The organism is Pseudoxanthomonas sp. 22568 (assembly GCF_052044485.1).
Lineage (GTDB): Bacteria > Pseudomonadota > Gammaproteobacteria > Xanthomonadales > Xanthomonadaceae > Pseudoxanthomonas_A > Pseudoxanthomonas_A beigongshangi.
On record NZ_JBQENC010000008.1, the window covers coordinates 20,873 to 38,973 of the forward strand.

Below are 18,101 nucleotides of genomic sequence, written 5' to 3' on the forward strand. Positions count from 1 at the left end.
AGCAGTGCCAAATGCAACTACACACTTTTTCATTGCTAGCTCCTTCTTAGCGGATGGGAGCGTTGAAGCTATGAACGTTTCTACATGTAGTTGTTATCTATCGGTTAGTTCGAAGAGAAAATCCTTCAAAATTAGATTAGTCATATTCTTGGAGCAACTAAAAAAGGCGGGCCGAAGCCCGCCTTTTTGGTTGTTGCCCGGAAGATAGTTTTAGTTCGTACCGGTGGCCGCCGGCGCCAGACGCGCCTCGGCGTTGACCGTCAGCAGGCGGTTCACGTCCTCGACATCGGCGCGCTCCAACGTGCCGGCGGCCTGCTCCAGCAACAGCCGGTTCTGCAGGTACTGGTACTTGGAGCGGGCGTACTCGACCTGCGCCTGGAACAGCGTGCGCTGGTTCTGCAGCACGTCCAGCACGGTGCGGGTACCGACTTCCAGGCCAACCTCGGAAGCGTCATAGGCGCTCTGCGCCGAGACCACCGCCAGGCGACGGGCCTCGACTTCGCTCACGCCCGCGACCAGCGCCTGGTAGACGTTGCTGGTGTTGCGGACCAGGGCGCGCTTGGTCTGCTCGACGGTGTCGTCGGCGATATCGCGTTGGGCCAGGGCCTGGCGCACGCGCGACTGGGTGGCGCCACCGGCGAACAGCGGCACGTTCAGGGTGATACCCCACCGGTGGCCTTCGGAATCGCTCGAAATGCCGGGGCTGCCGGGGCCGTGCACGGAGTCCCAATTGGCACCGTTGCTGTAGCTGCCCTGGAAGCTGAGAGTCGGGTAGTGGCCGGCGCGCGCACTGGACACGCCGAAGTCGGCGGCCTGCTTCTGGAACTCGGCGGCTTTCAGCGCCGGATTCTGCTCGACCGCGCGATCCACCCAGCCCTGCGCCGATTGGTCGGCCGGCAGTTCGGGACGGAAATCGTCCGGCAGGCCCTGCAGGTTGCTGATCGGCTGGCCGGTCAGTTCGGTCAGGGCGCGGTAGGTGTCGTCCAGGGTGTTGCGGCTCAGGATGGTGCTGGCGCGGGCGCTGTCGTACTGCGCACGGGCTTCATGCACGTCGGTGATCGGCGCCAGGCCGACTTCGAGGCGCTTCTGGGTGTAGTCGAACTGCTTCTTGGCGGCGGCTTCGTTGGTCTGGGCCGCGGCCAGCGACTCGATCGCGATCAGCACGTCGAAGTAGGCCGCCGACGTGCGGGTGATCAGCTCCTGGTTCGACGAATTGAGGTTGTAGTCGGCCGCGGTGCTGTTGGCGCGCTCGGCACGCAGGTTGGCGATGCGGCTCCAGTCGAAGATCGACTGGCTCAGCGTCGCACCGTAGGTGCGGCCCTTGGTGTCGCCGACCGCGACGACGTTGCCGAATTCATCCTGCTGGAAATTGCCGGGTCGGCTGCTGTGCGAACGCTCATAGCCCACCGAGCCACTGAGCTGCGGCAGCAGCGCGGCTCGCGCCTGCACCTTGCCTTCCTTGGTGCTCAGCGTGTTGGACTCGGCGATCGACAGCTGGGTATCACCGGTCCGCGCCAGATCGAAGGTCTGGAGCAGGTCGGTGGCGCTGGCGCCGACGGGCAGGGCAAGGGCGAGCGCGAGTACGAGGGGGCGACGGCTCATGCGGTTTCCTTATTGATCCTTTAGAAGACGAACTTCGGCGCCGGGGCGGCGCCGACAAGGTAGGCGAGATCAGTCTCGAACAACGATTCGATGCGGCCGCCGTTGACATCGGCGTGGTGCAGGACCGCTTCCATCACCGGCGACTGTCCGCGCACGACGAACAGGCGGCCGCCGGGGCGCAGCCATTCCAGGAAACGCGCCGGGATGCTGTCCACCGCCGCGGTCACGCAGATCGCATCGAAGCGGCGCTCGGTCGTGTAGTGCAGCGCATCCGCGGTTTCGATGCGTACGTTGTTGCCCAGGCCGGTGCGATCCAGGCGCTCGCGCGCGGCGGCGGCCAGCTCGGGCTGGATTTCCAGGCTCACCACGTCGCGCGCCAGCGCGCCCAGGCAGGCCGCCATATAGCCGCTGCCGGTGCCGATCTCCAGCACTTCCTCATCGGACTGGATGTTGAGGGCCTGCAGGGCACGACCCTCGAGCACCGGCTTCATCATCTTCTGGCCGTGGCCCAGCGGAATCTCCAGATCCGCGTACGCCAGCGCGCGGTGAATCTCCGGTACGAACGCCTCGCGCGGCAGCGTGGCCAGCACGTCCAGCACGCGGACTTCCAGCACGTCCCAGGGACGTACCTGCTGTTCGACCATGTTTTCGCGGGCGAGGGAGTAATCGATCGTCATGGGGGAAATCATCCGGCGCGTGGGACTGGGTCGAGCATTTTACCGGGACGGCCCCGGTCGCGCTCGGGAAGGATCGCGGCTGGCCCCCGCAGGGCGCAGTGCCGGAAGTCACCGCGACCTCCGTCGGGCATCCTCGGCGGCATGAGCCTAGCGCTTTCCGTAGGCCCGCAGGAACAGGTCCACGCTGGCATCCAGGTGGCTGTCCACGTCGCCCCGGCCGGGCCGCTCGCACAAGCCGCACATCATGCGTCCATGGAGATCGCCCTTGATCAGGGTGAAGAACTGCTCGGCGGCCCGGGGCACGTCGGGGATCTCCAACTCGCCGGCATCCACGCGCGCCTGCAGCAGGGCGGCGAAGGCGTCGTGGGTGCGCTGTGGCCCGGCCTGCCAGAACACCTGCTTCAGGTTGTCGTCGATATTGCCGGGGACCAGCATCATCCGGTGGGTGCTGATGGCCTCGTCGCTGCTGATCAGGGCGAAAAACGCCTGGGCGATGACCCGCAACTGGTCGCGTAGCGGTCCCTTGAGTTCGATCTGGAACAGGTCGTCGGGCAGCATTTCCTCGCATTTGGCCCGCACGGCCTCGGTGAACAAGGCTTCCTTGTCACCGAAATGGCTGTATACGGTCAGCTTGGAGACGCCGGCCTCGGCGGCGATCTGATCCATCGAGGTTCCTCCGAAGCCCTCGCGGGCGAACAGCCGCTTGGCGGCGTCGAGGATGGCGGCGCGCTTGCCGAGATCCTTGGGACGCCCGGGCCCGGTGGCGGGCTTGGCGGCAGGACGGCGGCTGGCGGGGGGAACGGGGCTGGCCATTCGGCAATACTAGACTACTCGGTTCGATATTTATACTATACCGGCAAGTCCATTAATTACTGAATGACAACGGAGTCGCCATGCACAGGCAGGGCTTGCGCGGGATCGGAATGGGTCTGTTCCTCGGATTGGCGCTGTCGGCCTGCGGAGGAAGCGATGAAACCGCGGAAACCCCGCGGCCGGCCATGGTGGTGCATCCTGTCGGCGGGGTCGAGGCGGCGCTGACGGCTTATGCCGGCGAGGTGCGGGCCCGCGAGGAGAGCCCGTTGTCGTTCCGGGTCGGCGGCAATCTGACCCGTCGAAACGTCGATGCCGGTGCGCGGGTGCGGCGCGGAGAAATCCTGGCGCTGCTGGATCCGGGCGATTTCAGCCTGCAGGAGCAGGCCGCACGCGCCGAACTGGCCGCCGCCGAGGCCGAACTGGCCCGCACCCGCGGCGACCGGGATCGTTACGCCAAGCTGGTCGAGCAGTCGGTGGTCAGCCGCTCCGCCTACGACGCGCAGGTCGCGGCCTGGAAGGCCGCCGACGGCCGCGTCCGCGCCGCCCGCGCGCAGATGGAAGTGATGCGCAACCAGGCGGGCTATTCGCAGCTGCGCGCGCCGCGCGACGGCGTGATTGCCAGCCGCCAGGCCGAAGCGGGCCAGGTGGTCGCCGCCGGGCAGACCATCTATACGCTGGCTGCCGATGGCGGACGCGAGGTCGCCATCGGCCTGCCGGAAAACCGCATCCGCGAGTTCAGCGTCGACCAGCCGGTGCTGGTGGAACTGTGGAATGCGCCGGGCGAGCGGTTGCCGGGCGCCATCCGCGAAATCGCACCCGCGGCCGATCCGCAGACCCGCACCTACGCCGCGCGGGTCAGCTTGGTCGGGGAAGCGGTCAACGCGGTCGAACTGGGCCAGAGCGCGCGCGTCTACGTGCAGGAACACGGCGCCAAGGCGGCGCTGAAGCTGCCGCTGTCGGCGGTGCAGCGTGGCGCCAAGGGTGGCACCGCGGTCTGGGTGGTGGACCCGAAGACCGCCAAGGTGTCGCTGCGTCCGGTCCGGCTCGGCGCCTACGGCGATACTGAAGTACCCGTGCTGTCCGGTGTCGCCGCAACCGACTGGGTCGTGGCCGGCGGCGGCCATCTGCTGCGCGAAGGCGTGGCGGTGACGCCCGTGGATCGGGACAACCGCCCCGTGCTGGCGGTGCCCGCCAAGGAAGCACGCTGATGAAAGCGACGATCAGGATGGGGCTCGCGTCCGCTGAAGGGAGCCGCTGACCATGCGCCGCTTCAATGTTTCCGAGTGGGCGCTGACCAACCGCTCGCTGGTGCTGTTCGCGATGATCGTGCTTGCGCTGATCGGTACCTGGTCATACCGGCACCTGGGCCAATCCGAGGATCCGCCGTTCACCTTCAAGGCGATGGTCGTGCGCACGGTATGGCCCGGCGCGACCGCGGACGAAGTGTCCAAGCAGGTCACCGAGCGCATCGAGAAGGCGCTGATGACCACCGGCAAGTACGAGTTCATCCGCTCGTATTCGCGCGCCGGCGAGTCGCAGGTCATCTTCATGGCCCGGGATTCGCTCAAGTCCAAGGACATTCCCGAACTCTGGTACCAGATCCGCAAGAAGGTCGGCGACGTCCGCTACACCCTGCCCGAAGGCGTGGTGGGGCCGTTCTTCAACGACGAGTTCGGTGACACCTTCGGCAATATCTATGCGCTGACCGGACCGGGCTTCGACTATGCGGTGATGAAGGACTACGCGGACCGCATCCAGTTGGAACTGCAACGCGTATCCGACGTGGGCAAGGTGGAACTGGTCGGACTGCAGGACGAGAAGGTCTGGATTGAACTCTCCAACACCAAGCTGGCGACGCTGGGCATTCCGCTGACGGCGGTGCAACAGGCGGTGGATGAGCAGAACGCGATGACCTCGGCCGGTTTCTTCGAGACGCCAAGCGACCGGGTGCAACTGCGGGTCAGCGGGGAATTCAGCTCGGTCGAGGAGATCCGCGAATTCCCGATCCATGCCGGCGGCCGCACGGTCCGGCTGGGTGACATCGCCGAGGTGCGCCGCGGCTTCGCGGATCCGTCCGCGCCGAAGATGCGCTTCATGGGCGAGGACGCCATCGGCATCGCGGTGGCGATGAAGGACGGTGGCGACATCCTCAAGCTGGGCGACACCCTGGAGCACGAATTCCAGCGCCTGCAGAAATCCCTCCCGGTTGGCATGCAGTTGCGCAAGGTATCCGACCAGCCGCATGCGGTGGAGGAATCGGTCGGCGAGTTCGTGCGGGTGCTGACCGAGGCGGTGATCATCGTGCTGGTGGTCAGCTTCTTCTCGTTGGGCCTGCGTACCGGCCTGGTGGTGGCGGTCTCGATTCCGCTGGTGCTGGCGATGACCTTCGCGGTGATGCATTACTTCGGCATCGGCCTGCACAAGATCTCGCTGGGCGCGCTGGTGCTGGCGCTGGGCCTGCTGGTGGACGACGCGATCATCGCGGTGGAGATGATGGCCATCAAGATGGAGCAGGGTTACGACCGCTTGAAGGCCGCGAGTTTCGCCTACGAGTCGACCGCATTCCCGATGCTGACGGGTACGCTGGTCACCGCCGCCGGCTTCCTGCCGATTGCCACCGCCGCGTCGAGCACCGGCGAATACACACGCTCGCTGTTCCAGGTGGTGACGATCGCCCTGGTGGTGTCGTGGATCGCGGCGGTGCTGTTCATTCCCTATCTTGGCGACAAGATGCTGCCGGACCTGGATCAGCCGCGGCCGCCGAAGCCGGGGTCGCTGGCCGCGCGCTGGCATGGCCTGCGCGCGCGCCTGGCCGATCGCCATCCGGCACTGGCCGGCTGGCTGGAACCCGCGCCGCATGACGCCCACGATCACGATCCCTACCAGCGGCCGTTCTACCAGAAGTTCCGCAAGCTGCTGGATGCCTGCCTGCGCCATCGCTGGCTGGTGATTGGCGTGACCGTGCTGGCATTCGTACTGTCGATCGTGATGTTCCGTTTCATTCCGCAACAGTTCTTCCCCGATTCGGTGCGTCCGGAACTGATGGTGGATCTGGAGCTGGCTGAAGGCAGCTCGCTCAAGTCCACCGACGCGCAGGCGCGCCAGCTGGAGAAGCTGCTGGCCAGGCGCGAAGGCATCCAGAACTACGTGGCCTACATCGGCACCGGCTCGCCGCGTTTCTACCTGCCGCTGGACCAGCAACTGCCGCAGGCCAATTTCTCGCAGTTCGTGGTACTGGCCGACGACACCGAGGCGCGCGAGTCCACCCGCAAGTGGCTGATCGAGGAGGTCGCGCCGAAGTTCCCGCAATTGCAGTTCCGGGTGACCCGGCTGGAGAACGGACCGCCGGTGGGCTATCCGATCCAGTTCCGCGTGTCGGGCGAGCACATCGACCGGGTGCAGGCGCTCGCGCGCCAGGTGGCCGAAAAGGTGCGCGCGAATCCCAATGTCGCCAACGTCAACCTCGACTGGGATGAACCCAGCAAGATCGTGCGCCTGGTGATCGACCAGGATCGCGCCCGCGCGCTCGGCGTCAGTACCGCGCAGGTATCGCATTTCCTGACCAGTTCGCTGTCGGGCCTGCACGTGAGCACCTATCGCGAGGGCAACGAGCTGATCGAGATCCTGCTGCGCGGGCCGGAGCAGGAACGCGCGCGCATGGATCTCGTGGGCAGCCTGGCGGTGCCGACCAGCAACGGCGGCAGCGTGCCGCTTTCGCAGATCGCCAACCTGGAATACGCGTTCGAGGACGGCATCATCTGGCATCGTAATCGGTTGCCGACGGTGACCGTGCGTGCGGATCTCAATACCGACGACCTGACGCCGCCGACCGTGGTGGGGCAGATCCAGCCGACCCTGGAAGACATCCGCAAGGCATTGCCGGAAGGCTACCTGCTGGAAACCGGCGGCACCGTCGAGGATTCCGCGCGCGGGCAGAACTCGATCAACGCCGGCATGCCGCTGTTCCTGCTGGTGGTGGCGACCTTGCTGATGCTGCAACTACGCAGCTTCCCGCGGATGGCATTGGTGGCGCTGACCGCGCCGCTGGGACTGATCGGCGTGACCCTCGCGCTGCTGATCTTCCGGGTGCCGTTCGGTTTCGTCGCCATGCTCGGCACGATTGCCCTGGCTGGCATGATCATGCGCAACTCGGTGATCCTGGTGGATCAGATCCAGCAGGACATCGATGCCGGACACGATCGCTGGCACGCGATCATCGATGCCACCGTGCGCCGGTTCCGGCCCATCGTGCTGACCGCGCTGGCGGCGGTGCTGGCGATGATCCCGCTGTCGCGCAGTGCGTTCTTCGGGCCGATGGCGGTGGCGATCATGGGTGGCCTGACCGTGGCGACCCTATTGACCTTGCTGTTCCTGCCGGCGCTGTATGCGGCGTGGTTCAAGGTGAAGCCGGAGGAAGGCAACGCGGGCTGACACGTGACGGGCCCGGCCCATCCCGCACTGGCGTGACCGGAGCGCGCATCGCGGAGGCCAGTCGAAGCCCCACCTTATGGAAGGTGGGGCGGGACCTTCATGCGCAGCAGGCGGATCAGCATTGGATCCATGTAGTCGTACTCATCCGGGATGTCGAGGCAGACGATACGTTGCCGGCTCAGGTGGGCGCGGAAGCGTGACGACAGCTTGTTGCGGTGCGCACGCTCCATGACGAACACCAGGTCGGCCCACTTCAGAAGCTCGGGTGTAAGTGGATTTTCCGCATCGTTGTTCAGCCCGGCGGAAGCGGCCTCCACACCGGGCCAATCCGCAAAGACCTGTTCCGCCGTGGGGCTGCGCAGCCGGTTCTGGCTGCAGATGAAGAGCACCTTGCGCATCACTGACCCCAGCCTTCGAGCGCGTGGTCGGCCGCGGCACGGGCATGCAGCGTGGTGGTGTCGAACAGTGGCACCCGTGAATCCCCTGGCCCCACCAGCAGCGAGATTTCCGTGCAACCCAGGATCACCGCTTCCGCGCCACGGGTGATCAGGCGATCGATAACGCCGCGATAGATCCCGCGTGATCCTTCGTCGACGATGCCCTGGCAGAGTTCCTCGTAGATGATGCGATGGACCTCGAGGCGGTCTCCGGCGTCGGGGATAAGCACGTCCAGGCCATGATCGCCTTGCAGGCGTTCGCGATAGAAATCCTCTTCCATGGTGAACCGCGTGCCCAGCAGGCCGACGCGCCTGAATCCCGCCGCCGTGACGGCGATCGCGGTGGGATCGGCGATGTGCAGCAGCGGCAGCCCGGTCGCGGCTTCCATCACCAGCGCGACTTTGTGCATCGTGTTGGTGCAGATCACGAGGAAATCGGCGCCGGCCAATTGCAGGCGCCGTGCGGCATCGGCCAGCAACGCGCCCGCGCGATCCCACTCGCCGGCGTGCTGGAGCCGTTCGATGTCGTGGAAGTCCACGCTGTAAAGCAGGATGCGCGCCGAATGCAGGCCGCCGAGGCGTTCCTGCACGCGCTGGTTGATAAGGCGGTAATAGGGCACGGTGGATTCCCAGCTCATGCCGCCCAGCATTCCGATGGTCTTCATGTCGGCATTGTAGGAGCAAGGACAGGTGGATGAGGCGTGCGGGAGACAGGTGGGGACGGACGCCAGTCAGGCGTCCGATGGAGAAGTTTCGTCGCGAGCCCGTGCTTCGCCGGCCGGTTCCGGATCGGACTGTAGAACCAGTTGTGCCAGCAATGCCATCCAGACCGGGATTACGAACCAGCCCCGCCAGACATCTTCGAGCCCGCTCTTCGGGAATCCATGCTTTGCCACCAGGTAGAACCCGCCGAAGAACAGCAGGACGAAGATCGGAACCAGGCGCGGTTGCATGAGGCCCATGAGCCCGGACTCGTTGGGGTCGGCCGTTTCCGCGGACGAGTTGAGCAGGAAGACCAGGGCCAGCGGAAGGAAGCCCTCCAGCACCGGCCATCCCGCCAGCGAGCCGACGCCCCACAGCGTGATCAGCGAGGCGGAGATCACCAGTCTCAATCGATACTTCGTGCCGGGCGTCATGTCCCCCTCCTCTGCATGCCGAGGAGGACTATGGCCGGATCAGGTCTCAACGACAAGCAGTTGGGGACGGCTGGCAAGACAGACAAAAAAAAGGCGGGCCGAAGCCCGCCTGTCAGAGAGAGCAGACTCAGTCCCTGAGTTCGGCGACGTAGCAGTGCTCGTTCAACTGTTCGACCACCGCCTGGGCGGCGGCTTGGGTGGAGACACCGCGACCGCCCGCGGCCAGATCGTTGGTGAACACCTGCGCGTTGAGAGCGCCATCGACCGCACGCTCGATGCAATCGGCTTCTTCGTCCAGGCCCAATGAGTGGCGCAGCAGCATCGCGCAGCTCAGGATGGTGGCGTACGGGTTGGCGATGCCCTTGCCGGCGATGTCCGGTGCGGAACCGTGGATGGGCTCGTACAGGCCGACCCGGCCGTCGCCCAGCGAGGCCGACGGCAACAGGCCCAGCGATCCGGCCAGCATCGAGGCTTCGTCGGTCAGGATGTCGCCGAACATGTTCTCGGTGACAATTACGTCGTACTCGCGCGGCCGCGACAGCAGATGCATGGCCATGGCATCGACCAGCACGTGCTCCAGTTTCACGTCGGCGAATTCCTCGCGGCCGATGCGCGCGGTAACGTCGCGCCACAGGCGCGAGGTCTCCAGCACGTTGGCCTTGTCTACCGACACCAGGTAGCCGCGACGCTGGCGCGCCAGGCGGAACGCGCTGCGCACCACCCGCTCGATCTCGGTGACGCTGTAGCTGCACAGATCGCTGGCGCCGCGTTCGTCGCGGGTCTTGTCGCCGAAGTAGATGCCGCCGGTCAGTTCGCGCACCACCATGATGTCCACGCCGGTCAGCAGGTGCGGCTTGATCGGCGAGGCGTTCAGCGCAGCCGGGTGCGGACGGACGGGTCGCAGGTTGGCGAACAGGCCCAGTCCACGGCGCAGCGCCAGCAGGCCCTGCTCGGGACGGATCTTCGCGTTCGGGTCGGACCATTTCGGTCCGCCCACCGCGCCCAGCAGCACCGCGTCGGCCTGCTGGCAGGCGCGCAGCGTGGCGGCCGGCAGCGGATCGCCATGACGATCGATGGCGATGCCGCCGATGTCGTGTTCGGTGAAGGTGAAGTCGTGGCCGTGGCGACGGGCCACGGTACGCAGGACGGAGACGGCGGCGGCGGTGACTTCCGGACCGATGCCGTCGCCGGGCAGGACGGCGATTTCAGCGCGCATGGCGGGTTTCCTCGTAGTGTTCGATATCGGCCTGGCGGGCCAGCAGATAGCCCATTTCGTCGACGCCCTCCAGCAGGCAGGTCTGGGCAAAGGCATCCAGCGGGAAGGGATAGACCCGGCCGTCGGGCGTGCGCAGCTCGCGCGCGGCCACGTCGATGACCAGTTCGTCATCGGGGCGTTCCATCAGCGCCTGCACGTCGTCCTCGGCCAGCACCACCGGCAACAGGCCGTTCTTCAGGCTGTTGTTGCGGAAGATGTCGGCGATCTCGCTGCTGACGATCGCGCGCAGGCCCAGGTCGGTCAGCGCCCACGGCGCGTGTTCGCGCGAGGAGCCGCAGCCGAAGTTCCGGCCGGCCAGCAGTACGGCACGGCCGGCGTTTTCCGGCTGGTTGAACGGGAATTCCGGATTGGGCGTGCCGTCGGCCTGCCAGCGCCAGTCGTTGAACGCATTGCGGCCCAGACCGGCGCGTTCGGTGGTGGACAGGAACCGGGCCGGGATGATCTGGTCGGTGTCGATGTTGGTCTGGCGCAGCACGACGCTCTGCGAACGCAGTTCACGGAAACCGCTCATCACGCCACCTCCTTGCGCGCACCGAACAGTTCGCGGGGATCGCTGACCCTTCCGTTCACCGCCGCCCACGCAGCCGTCAGCGGCGAGGCCAGCAGGGTGCGCGAGCCGGGGCCCTGGCGTCCCTCGAAATTGCGGTTGCTGGTGCTGACGGCCAACTGGCCGGGGGCGACCAGATCACCGTTCATGGCGATGCACATCGAGCAGCCCGGTTCGCGCCATTCCGCGCCGGCGGCACGCACGACGGCGTCGATGCCCTCGGCCTCGGCCTGGCGCTTGACCTGCTCCGAGCCCGGCACCACCAGCATGCGCACGCGCGCATCGATCTGGCGGCCGCGCAGCACGGAAGCGACTTCGCGCATGTCGCTCAGGCGGCCATTGGTGCAGGAGCCGACGAACACCACGTCCACCGCGGTGCCGGCCAGCGCGTGGCCCGTCTCCAGCGCCATGTAGTCCAGTGCCTTGCGCGCGGCGGCGTCGTTGGCGGCGGGAATCGGGACATCCACGCCGATGGCGGTGCCCGGATGGGTGCCCCAGGTCAGGGTCGGGCGAATATCCGCGGCGTCGATGCGCACTTCCACGTCGTGGCGGGCACCCTCATCGCTGCGCAGCGCCGACCACTCGCGCCTGGCATGCTCGAAGTCGGCGCCCTTGGGCGCGCGCGGCGCCTGCGCCAGCCAGGCGAAGGTGGTCTCGTCCGGGGCGACCATGCCGGCGCGCGCACCGGCTTCGATCGACATGTTGCACAGGGTCATGCGCTGCTCCATGTCCATCGCGCGGATGGTGGAACCGCGATACTCGATGACGTGGCCGGTGCCGCCGTTGACGCCGATCACGCCGATGATGTGCAGGATGACGTCCTTGGCGCCGACGCCCGGCGCCAGTTCGCCCTCCACCGTGATCGCCATGGACTTCGGCTTGCGCTGCAGCAGGCACTGGGTCGCCAGCACGTGGCCGACCTCGCTGGTGCCGATGCCGAACGCCAGCGCGCCGAACGCGCCGTGGGTGGAGGTGTGGCTGTCGCCGCACACGATGGTCATGCCGGGCTGGGTGAAACCCAGTTCCGGCGCGATGACGTGGACGATGCCGCGCTGGTCCGAACCCATGTCGAACAACTCGATGCCATGCTCGGCGCAGTTGCGCGCCAGCGTCTGGACCTGGGTTTCGGCGGCGGCCGTGTAGTAGGGCAGCCTGCCGTCCGCGCCGGCGGGCAGGGTGGGGGTGGAGTGATCCATGGTCGCCTTGGTGCGATCCGGGCGGCGCGGCTTCAGGTCGCGCGATTTCAGCTCGGTGAAGGCCTGTGGCGAGGTGACTTCGTGGATCAGGTGCAGATCGATGTACAGCACGGCGGGCGCGGCGTCGCTTTCGGGGCTGACGACGTGCGCGTCCCAGAGTTTGTCGAACAGGGTGCGGGGTGGTGGGGTGGTCATGGTCTGAGTGTCGGGTGAATTCATGTCGCGATCGGCCTTATGCGGCTGCCACTTCCTGGTTGGCAACGCGGCGATGGCGCAGCAGGCGGTTGGCCACGTCCAGCCACGCCAGCGCGGAGGCCTCGATGATGTCCTTGCTGGTGCCGGTGCCTTCGTATTCCTCGCCTTCGCAGCGCACCGACAGGCTGGCCTCGCCGCGCGCGTCGGCGCCGATGCCGACGCTGTGCACCTGGTAGCTCTCCAGTTGCAGCTGCACGCCGGTGGCGGCCGACAGCGCGCCGAACAGGGCGTCCACCGGACCATTGCCCTGTGCGGTCTCGGCGACGCGGTTGCCGTCCGGATCCGACAGCTCGACCAGGGCGTTGGCGCGGCTGCCGACATCGCTGATGGTCATCGAGGCCAGGCGATAGCCATCGCTGACCGCGGCGTCCTGCATGAGCGCCTGCAGGTCGGCGTCGCCGACCACGCGCTGCTTTTCGCACAGCGCCTTGAACTGTTCGAACACCAGCTTCAGCTCGTCCTCGTCCAGCCAGTAGCCCAGTGCGCGCAGGCGCTGTTCGACCGCGGCGCGGCCGCTGTGGCGGCCCAGCACCATCTGCGAGGACGGCCAGCCCACATCCTGCGGTTGCATGATTTCGTAGGTGCCGCGATGGCGCAGCATGCCGTGCTGGTGGATGCCGGACTCGTGGGCGAAGGCGTTGGCGCCGACGATCGCCTTGTTGCGCTGGACCGGCATGCCGACCAGTCGCGACAGCAGCTGCGAGGTCGGCACGATGCGGCGGGTGTCCACGCCGGTGTCCAGGTTGTAGAAAGCATTGCGGACCTTCAGCGCCATCACGATTTCCTCGATGGCGCAGTTGCCGGCACGCTCGCCGATGCCATTGATGGAACCCTCCACCTGGCGCGCGCCGCCCTCGATGGCGGCCAGCGAGTTGGCCACGGCCAGGCCCAGGTCGTTGTGGCAGTGGGTGCTGAACACCACCTTGTCCGCGCCGGGCACCTGCGCGATCACGCGCTGGAACATGCCGCGGATTTCCTCCGGGGTGGTGAAGCCGACCGTATCGGGCAGGTTGATGGTGCGGGCGCCGGCGGCAATCGCGGCGGCGACTACCTCGTGGAGGAAATCCTCCTCGGTGCGGGTGGCATCCTCGGCGGAGAACTCGACGTCGTCGATATGCGCGCGCGCCATGCTGACGTGCTTGTGGACCGACTCCAGGACCTGCTCGCGGCTCATGCGCAGCTTGTGCTCGCGGTGCAGCGGGCTGGTCGACAGGAACAGGTGCAGGCGCGGCCGGGCGGCGGCGGTGACCGTGCGCAGCGAGGTTTCGATGTCGGCGGGCAGGCAGCGCGACAGCACCGCCAGGGTGGTGTCGCGCAGTTCGCGCGCGATCAGCGCGTGCGCCTCGCGATCCGATTGCGAGCTGGCGGGGAAGCCGGTTTCGATGATGTCCACGCCCAGATCGGCCAGTCCGCGCGCCATCACCAGCTTCTGCTGCGGGGTCATGCTGCAGCCGGGCGACTGCTCGCCGTCGCGCAGGGTGGTATCGAAGATGCGGACGTGGTCGGACGGATTGGATTCGGAAGTGTTCGTGTTCACCAGCTGGATTCCTCTGCGACGGCGGCAGTGCGGCGCGAACGGGATGCGGGCGGCACTGCGATGGAACGGGGTATGGTCGGGTTGCGGGGCGGGGTGCCGGCAAGCGAAGGGTCGCCTTCACGGTTGCGCCGGCGCGGTTTGCGTGGCGGGCGCGGACGTACCTCGGAGAGCAGCCGGGCCAGGACCGTGGCATCGATGTTCCCGCCGGACACCACCGCGCATTTGCGCTTGCCGGCCACGCGCCGGCCGGCGGCCAGCGCCAGCGCGCCGGCGCCTTCGGCGATGACGTGTTCCTCCAGTGCCAGCCGGACCAGGGTTTCGCGCAGTTCGGCCTCGCGCACGATGACCACGTCGTCCAGCAGGTTCGCGCACAGGCGACGGGTGATGAAACCGGGAATCTTGACCCGTACGCCGTCGGCCAGCGAAGCGGCCGGATCGCGCGCGGCGGTGTCGCCGCGGATGGCACGCGCCATCGAGTCCACGCCTTCCACCTGCGCGCCGATCACGCGGATGCCCTGGGACTTCAGCGCCAGGGCGACGCCCGAGGCCAGACCGCCGCCGCCGATCGGGACAATGACCACGTCCGGCGTGTGCGGTGCGATCTCTATGCCGACCGTGCCCTGGCCGGCGATCACGTCCGGATCGTCGAACGCGGACAGGAATCGGTAGCCGTTCTGTTCGGCCAGTTCGCGGGCGAAGGCAAAGGCTTCGTCGTAGCTGGCGCCGTGCTGGCGCACGGTCGCGCCCCAGTGGGCGACACCGGCGATCTTGGTTTCCGGCGCACCATGCGGCATCACCGTGATGGCCTGTACGCCCAGCCGGTAGGCGGCCCAGGCCACGCCCTGCGCGTGGTTGCCGGCGGAAGCGCAGATGACCGGGCGGCCGTCGCCGCGCTCGCGCGCGGCCAGCAGGGCGTTCAATGCGCCACGCACCTTGTAGGAACCGGTGCGCTGCAGGTTCTCCAGTTTCAGCATCACGCCGAAGCGTTCGGCATGGTGCAACGGCGTCGGCGGCAGATAGCGGCGCAGGCGCGCCTGCGCGGCCAGCACGTCGGCCACGCTGACCCGGACGTCGCCGACGTCCGGGTCTTCGCTGCTGGCGGCGCGGCCGGCATCAGGCATCGCGGCACGCGAACGGCTGATGTTGAAGAAGACGCCTCCGGACGTGGGTGCCGACGGCGTGGACGGACAACGTGTTCATCACGCGGCCTCCCCGGAATCGACGACGGTGATCTCGACCGATTCGCAGTCGTAGATCTTCTGCATCTGCAGGCGCAGGGTTTCGGGCGGGCGCTGGCCGTCGACCACCAGCTGCACGCGCCAGCGCCCGTCGGAGGGCGCGGGTTCGCCGCTGATGGCGCGCGGCGCGAAGCCGCGCCGCTCGGCCATGCCGATCACGCGCGTCAGCGCGCCCTCGGCGGGTTTCAGCACCAGGTCAAGCCGGTATCGCATGGGAGGAGGGCTCCGGGCTCTGCTTGGCGGGATTGCCGTCCAGCATCGAGCTGTTGGCATGGTTGGGCGGCACCAGCGGCCATACGTTGGCCTTGATGTCGATGGCGACGTGCAGCAGCGCGGGACCGGGCTGGGCCAGCAGTTCGGCCAGCGCGTCATCGACCTGGTTGCGCAATTCGATGCGGCGGGCGGGAATGCCGAACACCTGCGCCAGCGCGGCGAAGTCCGGGTTGTCGGACAGATCGATTTCGCTGTAGCGCTCGGCGAAGAAAAGTTCCTGCCATTGCCGGACCATGCCCAGCGCGCTGTTGTCCAGCAGCACGATCTTCACCGGCAGTCTGCAGCGGGCGATGGTGGCCAGCTCCTGCACGTTCATCATGAAGCTGCCGTCGCCGCTGACCAGCACCACCGTGCGATCCGGGCAGGCGAACTGCGCGCCCATCGCCGCCGGCAGGCCGAAACCCATCGTGCCCAGCGCCCCGCTGGTCAGGTGGTTGCGGGGATGCCCGAACTTGCAGTGCTGTGCCACCCACATCTGGTGCTGGCCAACATCGCAGGCGACGATCGTGTCGGCGGGCGCCACTTCGGTCAGCCGCTTCAGCAGGCCCGGCGCATAGATGTCGCTGCCTGGCGCGTCGTAGCGGAAGCCGTGCCGTTCGCGGTTGCCGGCGCAGCGCTTGCGCCATTCCTCGCAGGTGCTGCGCGCCGCGCTCAGGGTCCGCAGGCCGGCGGCGACGTCCCCCGGAATCGCGATGTCGGCGCCGCGCAGCTTGGAAATCTCGTAGGCGTCGGCATCCAGGTGCACGACCCGCGCGAACGGCGCGAACTCGGCCAGCTTGCCGGTGGCCCGATCGTCGAAGCGCGCGCCGACGACCACCAGCAGATCCGCTTCCTGCACCGCCATGTTGGCGGCGCGGGTCCCGTGCATGCCCAACATGCCCAGGAACTGCGGGTGGTTGCCGGGCAGTGCGCCCAATGCGCGCAGGGTCAGCACGGTCGGGATGCGGGTGGCCTCGACGAACTGGCGGAACGCATCCACGGCGTCCGCCAGGGCGATGCCGCCGCCGCCGTAGATCACCGGCTTCTCGGCGCCGGCGATCGCCGCCAGCGCCTCGGCCAGCCGCGCGTCCTCCGGCGCCGGCACCGGATCGACCGCGGCCGGCACGTGGTCCGGCAGATGCGAGGCATCGGCCATCTGCACGTCCTTGGGCAGATCGATCAGCACCGGTCCCGGACGGCCTTCGCGCGCGATGCGGAACGCTTCGCGCACCATCTTCGGCAGATCCTCGACGCGCCGCGCCAGGAAGCTGTGCTTGACGATCGGCATGGTCAGGCCGAACACGTCCAGTTCCTGGAACGCGTCCGTACCCATCAGCGGCGTGGCGACCTGTCCGGTCAGGCAGACCATCGGCACCGAATCCAGCATCGCGTCGGCGATGCCGGTGACCAGGTTGGACGCACCGGGACCTGACGTGGCCACGCATACGCCGACCTTGCCGCTGGCGCGGGCGTAGCCGTTGGCGGCCAGCGCCGCGCCCTGCTCATGGCGCACCAGGATGTGCTTCAGCGACGAATCCACCAGCGCGTCGTAGAACGGCATGATGGTGCCGCCCGGATAGCCGAACAGCGTATCCACGCCTTCGGCTTCCAGGGCCTGGGTCAACCAGCGGGCGCCATTGCGGGAAGCAGCGGCAGCGTCGGCGTTCATGCGGCGGCGGCCTGTTCTGTATCGGGTTGGGAGGCGTTGGCCTGCAGCCACACCATCTTGGCGCGCAGTTGCTTGCCGACGACTTCGATCGGATGTTCCAGGTCGGCCTGCTTGTACTTCTTGTAGTTCGGCAGGCCGGCTTCGTACTCGGCGATCCAGTTCTTGGTGAAGGTGCCGTCCTGGATGTCCTTCAGGACTTCCTTCATGCGTGCCTTGGTGCCGGCGTCGATCACGCGCGGGCCGCTGACGTAGTCGCCGTACTGGGCGGTCTCGGACACGAATTCCAGCATGCGGGTGATGCCGCCCTCGTAGAACAGGTCGACGATCAGCTTCAGCTCGTGCAGGACTTCGTAATAGGCGATTTCCGGCTGGTAACCGGCTTCCACCAGGGTCTCGAAGCCGGCCTGCACAAGCGAGGAAGCACCGCCGCACAGCACGGCCTGCTCGCCGAACAGATCGGTTTCGGTCTCTTCCTTGAAGCTGGTCTTGATGATGTTGGCGCGGGCGCCGCCCAGGCCGGCGGCATAGGCCAGCGCCAGCGCCTCGGCCTGGCCGCTCTTGTCCTGGTAGACCGCATAGATGCAGGGCACGCCGCGGCCGATTTCGTACTCGCGGCGGACCAGCGCGCCCGGGCCCTTGGGCGCGACCAGCACCACGTCCAGATCCTCGCGCGGGCTGATCAGGCCGTAGTGGACGTTGAGGCCGTGGGCGAACAGCAGGCAGGCGCCTTGCTTCATGTTTGGCGCCAGCACGTCGTTGTAGAGCTGTTTCTGGACCATGTCCGGGGTCAGCACGGCGACCAGGTCGGCATCCTTCACGGCTTCGGCCGGCGACTTGACCAGGAAACCGTCGGCCTGGGCCTTGGCCTCGGTGGGACCGCCCGGGCGCAGGCCCACGGTGACGTCGAAACCGGATTCGCGCAGGTTCAGCGCGTGCGCGCGGCCCTGGCTGCCGTAGCCGACGACGGCGATCTTGGGTTGCGGGGCGGAGGAGGCGGCGGTGGTCATTTGCGGAATTCCTGAGTTGGGAAGGGCG

16 protein-coding genes are annotated in these 18,101 nt (G+C 67.3%); 2 read left to right on the forward strand and 14 right to left on the reverse strand.

Annotation, left to right across the window (positions count from 1 at the left end):
* Nucleotides 1-210: 210 nt before the first annotated feature.
* The 3 genes from ACTJI2_RS11635 to ACTJI2_RS11645 form a co-directional block, all read right to left on the reverse strand.
* Entirely contained in the window at nt 211-1,602 is a 1,392-nt protein-coding gene (locus ACTJI2_RS11635; RefSeq protein WP_440842174.1) for a TolC family outer membrane protein, read from the reverse strand.
* A gap of 20 nt (nt 1,603-1,622) precedes the next feature.
* A complete protein-coding gene (locus ACTJI2_RS11640; protein ID WP_141455463.1) occupies nt 1,623-2,279 on the reverse strand; it encodes a protein-L-isoaspartate O-methyltransferase family protein in 657 nt (218 codons plus the stop codon).
* Nucleotides 2,280-2,426: 147 nt separating this feature from the next.
* Nucleotides 2,427-3,092 carry a TetR/AcrR family transcriptional regulator gene (locus ACTJI2_RS11645; protein ID WP_141455464.1) on the reverse strand — a complete coding sequence of 222 codons (666 nt, stop codon included), beginning with the start codon at nt 3,090-3,092 and terminating at the stop codon, nt 2,427-2,429.
* A 110-nt stretch (nt 3,093-3,202) separates the two neighbouring features.
* Here ACTJI2_RS11645 and ACTJI2_RS11650 point away from each other — a divergent pair, with 110 nt between their 5' ends.
* Nucleotides 3,203-4,300: an efflux RND transporter periplasmic adaptor subunit gene (locus ACTJI2_RS11650; RefSeq protein WP_440842177.1), complete on the forward strand. Its 1,098-nt coding sequence runs from the start codon at nt 3,203-3,205 to the stop codon at nt 4,298-4,300.
* A 52-nt stretch (nt 4,301-4,352) separates the two neighbouring features.
* Entirely contained in the window at nt 4,353-7,523 is a 3,171-nt protein-coding gene (locus ACTJI2_RS11655; RefSeq protein ID WP_141455466.1) for an efflux RND transporter permease subunit, read from the forward strand.
* Between the two features lie 74 nt (nt 7,524-7,597).
* Here the strand turns inward: ACTJI2_RS11655 and ACTJI2_RS11660 are convergent, their stop codons facing one another.
* The 11 genes from ACTJI2_RS11660 to ilvC form a co-directional block, all read right to left on the reverse strand.
* Nucleotides 7,598-7,924 carry a low molecular weight protein tyrosine phosphatase family protein gene (locus tag ACTJI2_RS11660; protein ID WP_440842178.1) on the reverse strand — a complete coding sequence of 109 codons (327 nt, stop codon included), beginning with the start codon at nt 7,922-7,924 and terminating at the stop codon, nt 7,598-7,600.
* Nucleotides 7,921-8,625: an aspartate/glutamate racemase family protein gene (locus ACTJI2_RS11665; RefSeq protein ID WP_440842180.1), complete on the reverse strand. Its 705-nt coding sequence runs from the start codon at nt 8,623-8,625 to the stop codon at nt 7,921-7,923. Before ACTJI2_RS11665 ends, ACTJI2_RS11660 begins: the two co-directional genes overlap by 4 nt.
* A 66-nt stretch (nt 8,626-8,691) precedes the next feature.
* Complete coding sequence (locus ACTJI2_RS11670) at nt 8,692-9,096, reverse strand: hypothetical protein (protein WP_440842181.1); 405 nt, start codon at nt 9,094-9,096, stop codon at nt 8,692-8,694.
* A gap of 127 nt (nt 9,097-9,223) precedes the next feature.
* Nucleotides 9,224-10,312 (reverse strand): 3-isopropylmalate dehydrogenase, encoded by a 1,089-nt coding sequence (gene leuB / locus ACTJI2_RS11675; RefSeq protein WP_192198025.1) that lies wholly within the window; start codon nt 10,310-10,312, stop codon nt 9,224-9,226.
* Nucleotides 10,302-10,883 carry a 3-isopropylmalate dehydratase small subunit gene (gene leuD / locus ACTJI2_RS11680; RefSeq protein ID WP_141455471.1) on the reverse strand — a complete coding sequence of 194 codons (582 nt, stop codon included), beginning with the start codon at nt 10,881-10,883 and terminating at the stop codon, nt 10,302-10,304. The genes leuB and leuD overlap by 11 nt, the downstream gene beginning before the upstream one ends.
* Nucleotides 10,883-12,334, reverse strand: a complete 1,452-nt coding sequence (leuC, locus tag ACTJI2_RS11685) for a 3-isopropylmalate dehydratase large subunit (protein WP_440842182.1) — start codon at nt 12,332-12,334, stop codon at nt 10,883-10,885. Before leuC ends, leuD begins: the two co-directional genes overlap by 1 nt.
* Nucleotides 12,335-12,347: 13 nt before the next feature.
* Entirely contained in the window at nt 12,348-13,907 is a 1,560-nt protein-coding gene (locus tag ACTJI2_RS11690; protein ID WP_141455472.1) for a 2-isopropylmalate synthase, read from the reverse strand.
* Nucleotides 13,904-15,028 (reverse strand): threonine dehydratase, encoded by a 1,125-nt coding sequence (locus ACTJI2_RS11695; RefSeq protein ID WP_440842183.1) that lies wholly within the window; start codon nt 15,026-15,028, stop codon nt 13,904-13,906. Before ACTJI2_RS11695 ends, ACTJI2_RS11690 begins: the two co-directional genes overlap by 4 nt.
* A gap of 78 nt (nt 15,029-15,106) precedes the next feature.
* Nucleotides 15,107-15,358 (reverse strand): ACT domain-containing protein, encoded by a 252-nt coding sequence (locus ACTJI2_RS11700; RefSeq protein ID WP_318287794.1) that lies wholly within the window; start codon nt 15,356-15,358, stop codon nt 15,107-15,109.
* Nucleotides 15,342-17,066 (reverse strand): acetolactate synthase 2 catalytic subunit, encoded by a 1,725-nt coding sequence (gene ilvG, locus ACTJI2_RS11705; protein ID WP_440842184.1) that lies wholly within the window; start codon nt 17,064-17,066, stop codon nt 15,342-15,344. Before ilvG ends, ACTJI2_RS11700 begins: the two co-directional genes overlap by 17 nt.
* On the reverse strand, nt 17,063-18,073 hold the full coding sequence (gene ilvC / locus ACTJI2_RS11710) for a ketol-acid reductoisomerase (RefSeq protein WP_203323153.1): 1,011 nt from the start codon (nt 18,071-18,073) through the stop codon (nt 17,063-17,065). Before ilvC ends, ilvG begins: the two co-directional genes overlap by 4 nt.
* Nucleotides 18,074-18,101 lie beyond the last annotated feature (28 nt).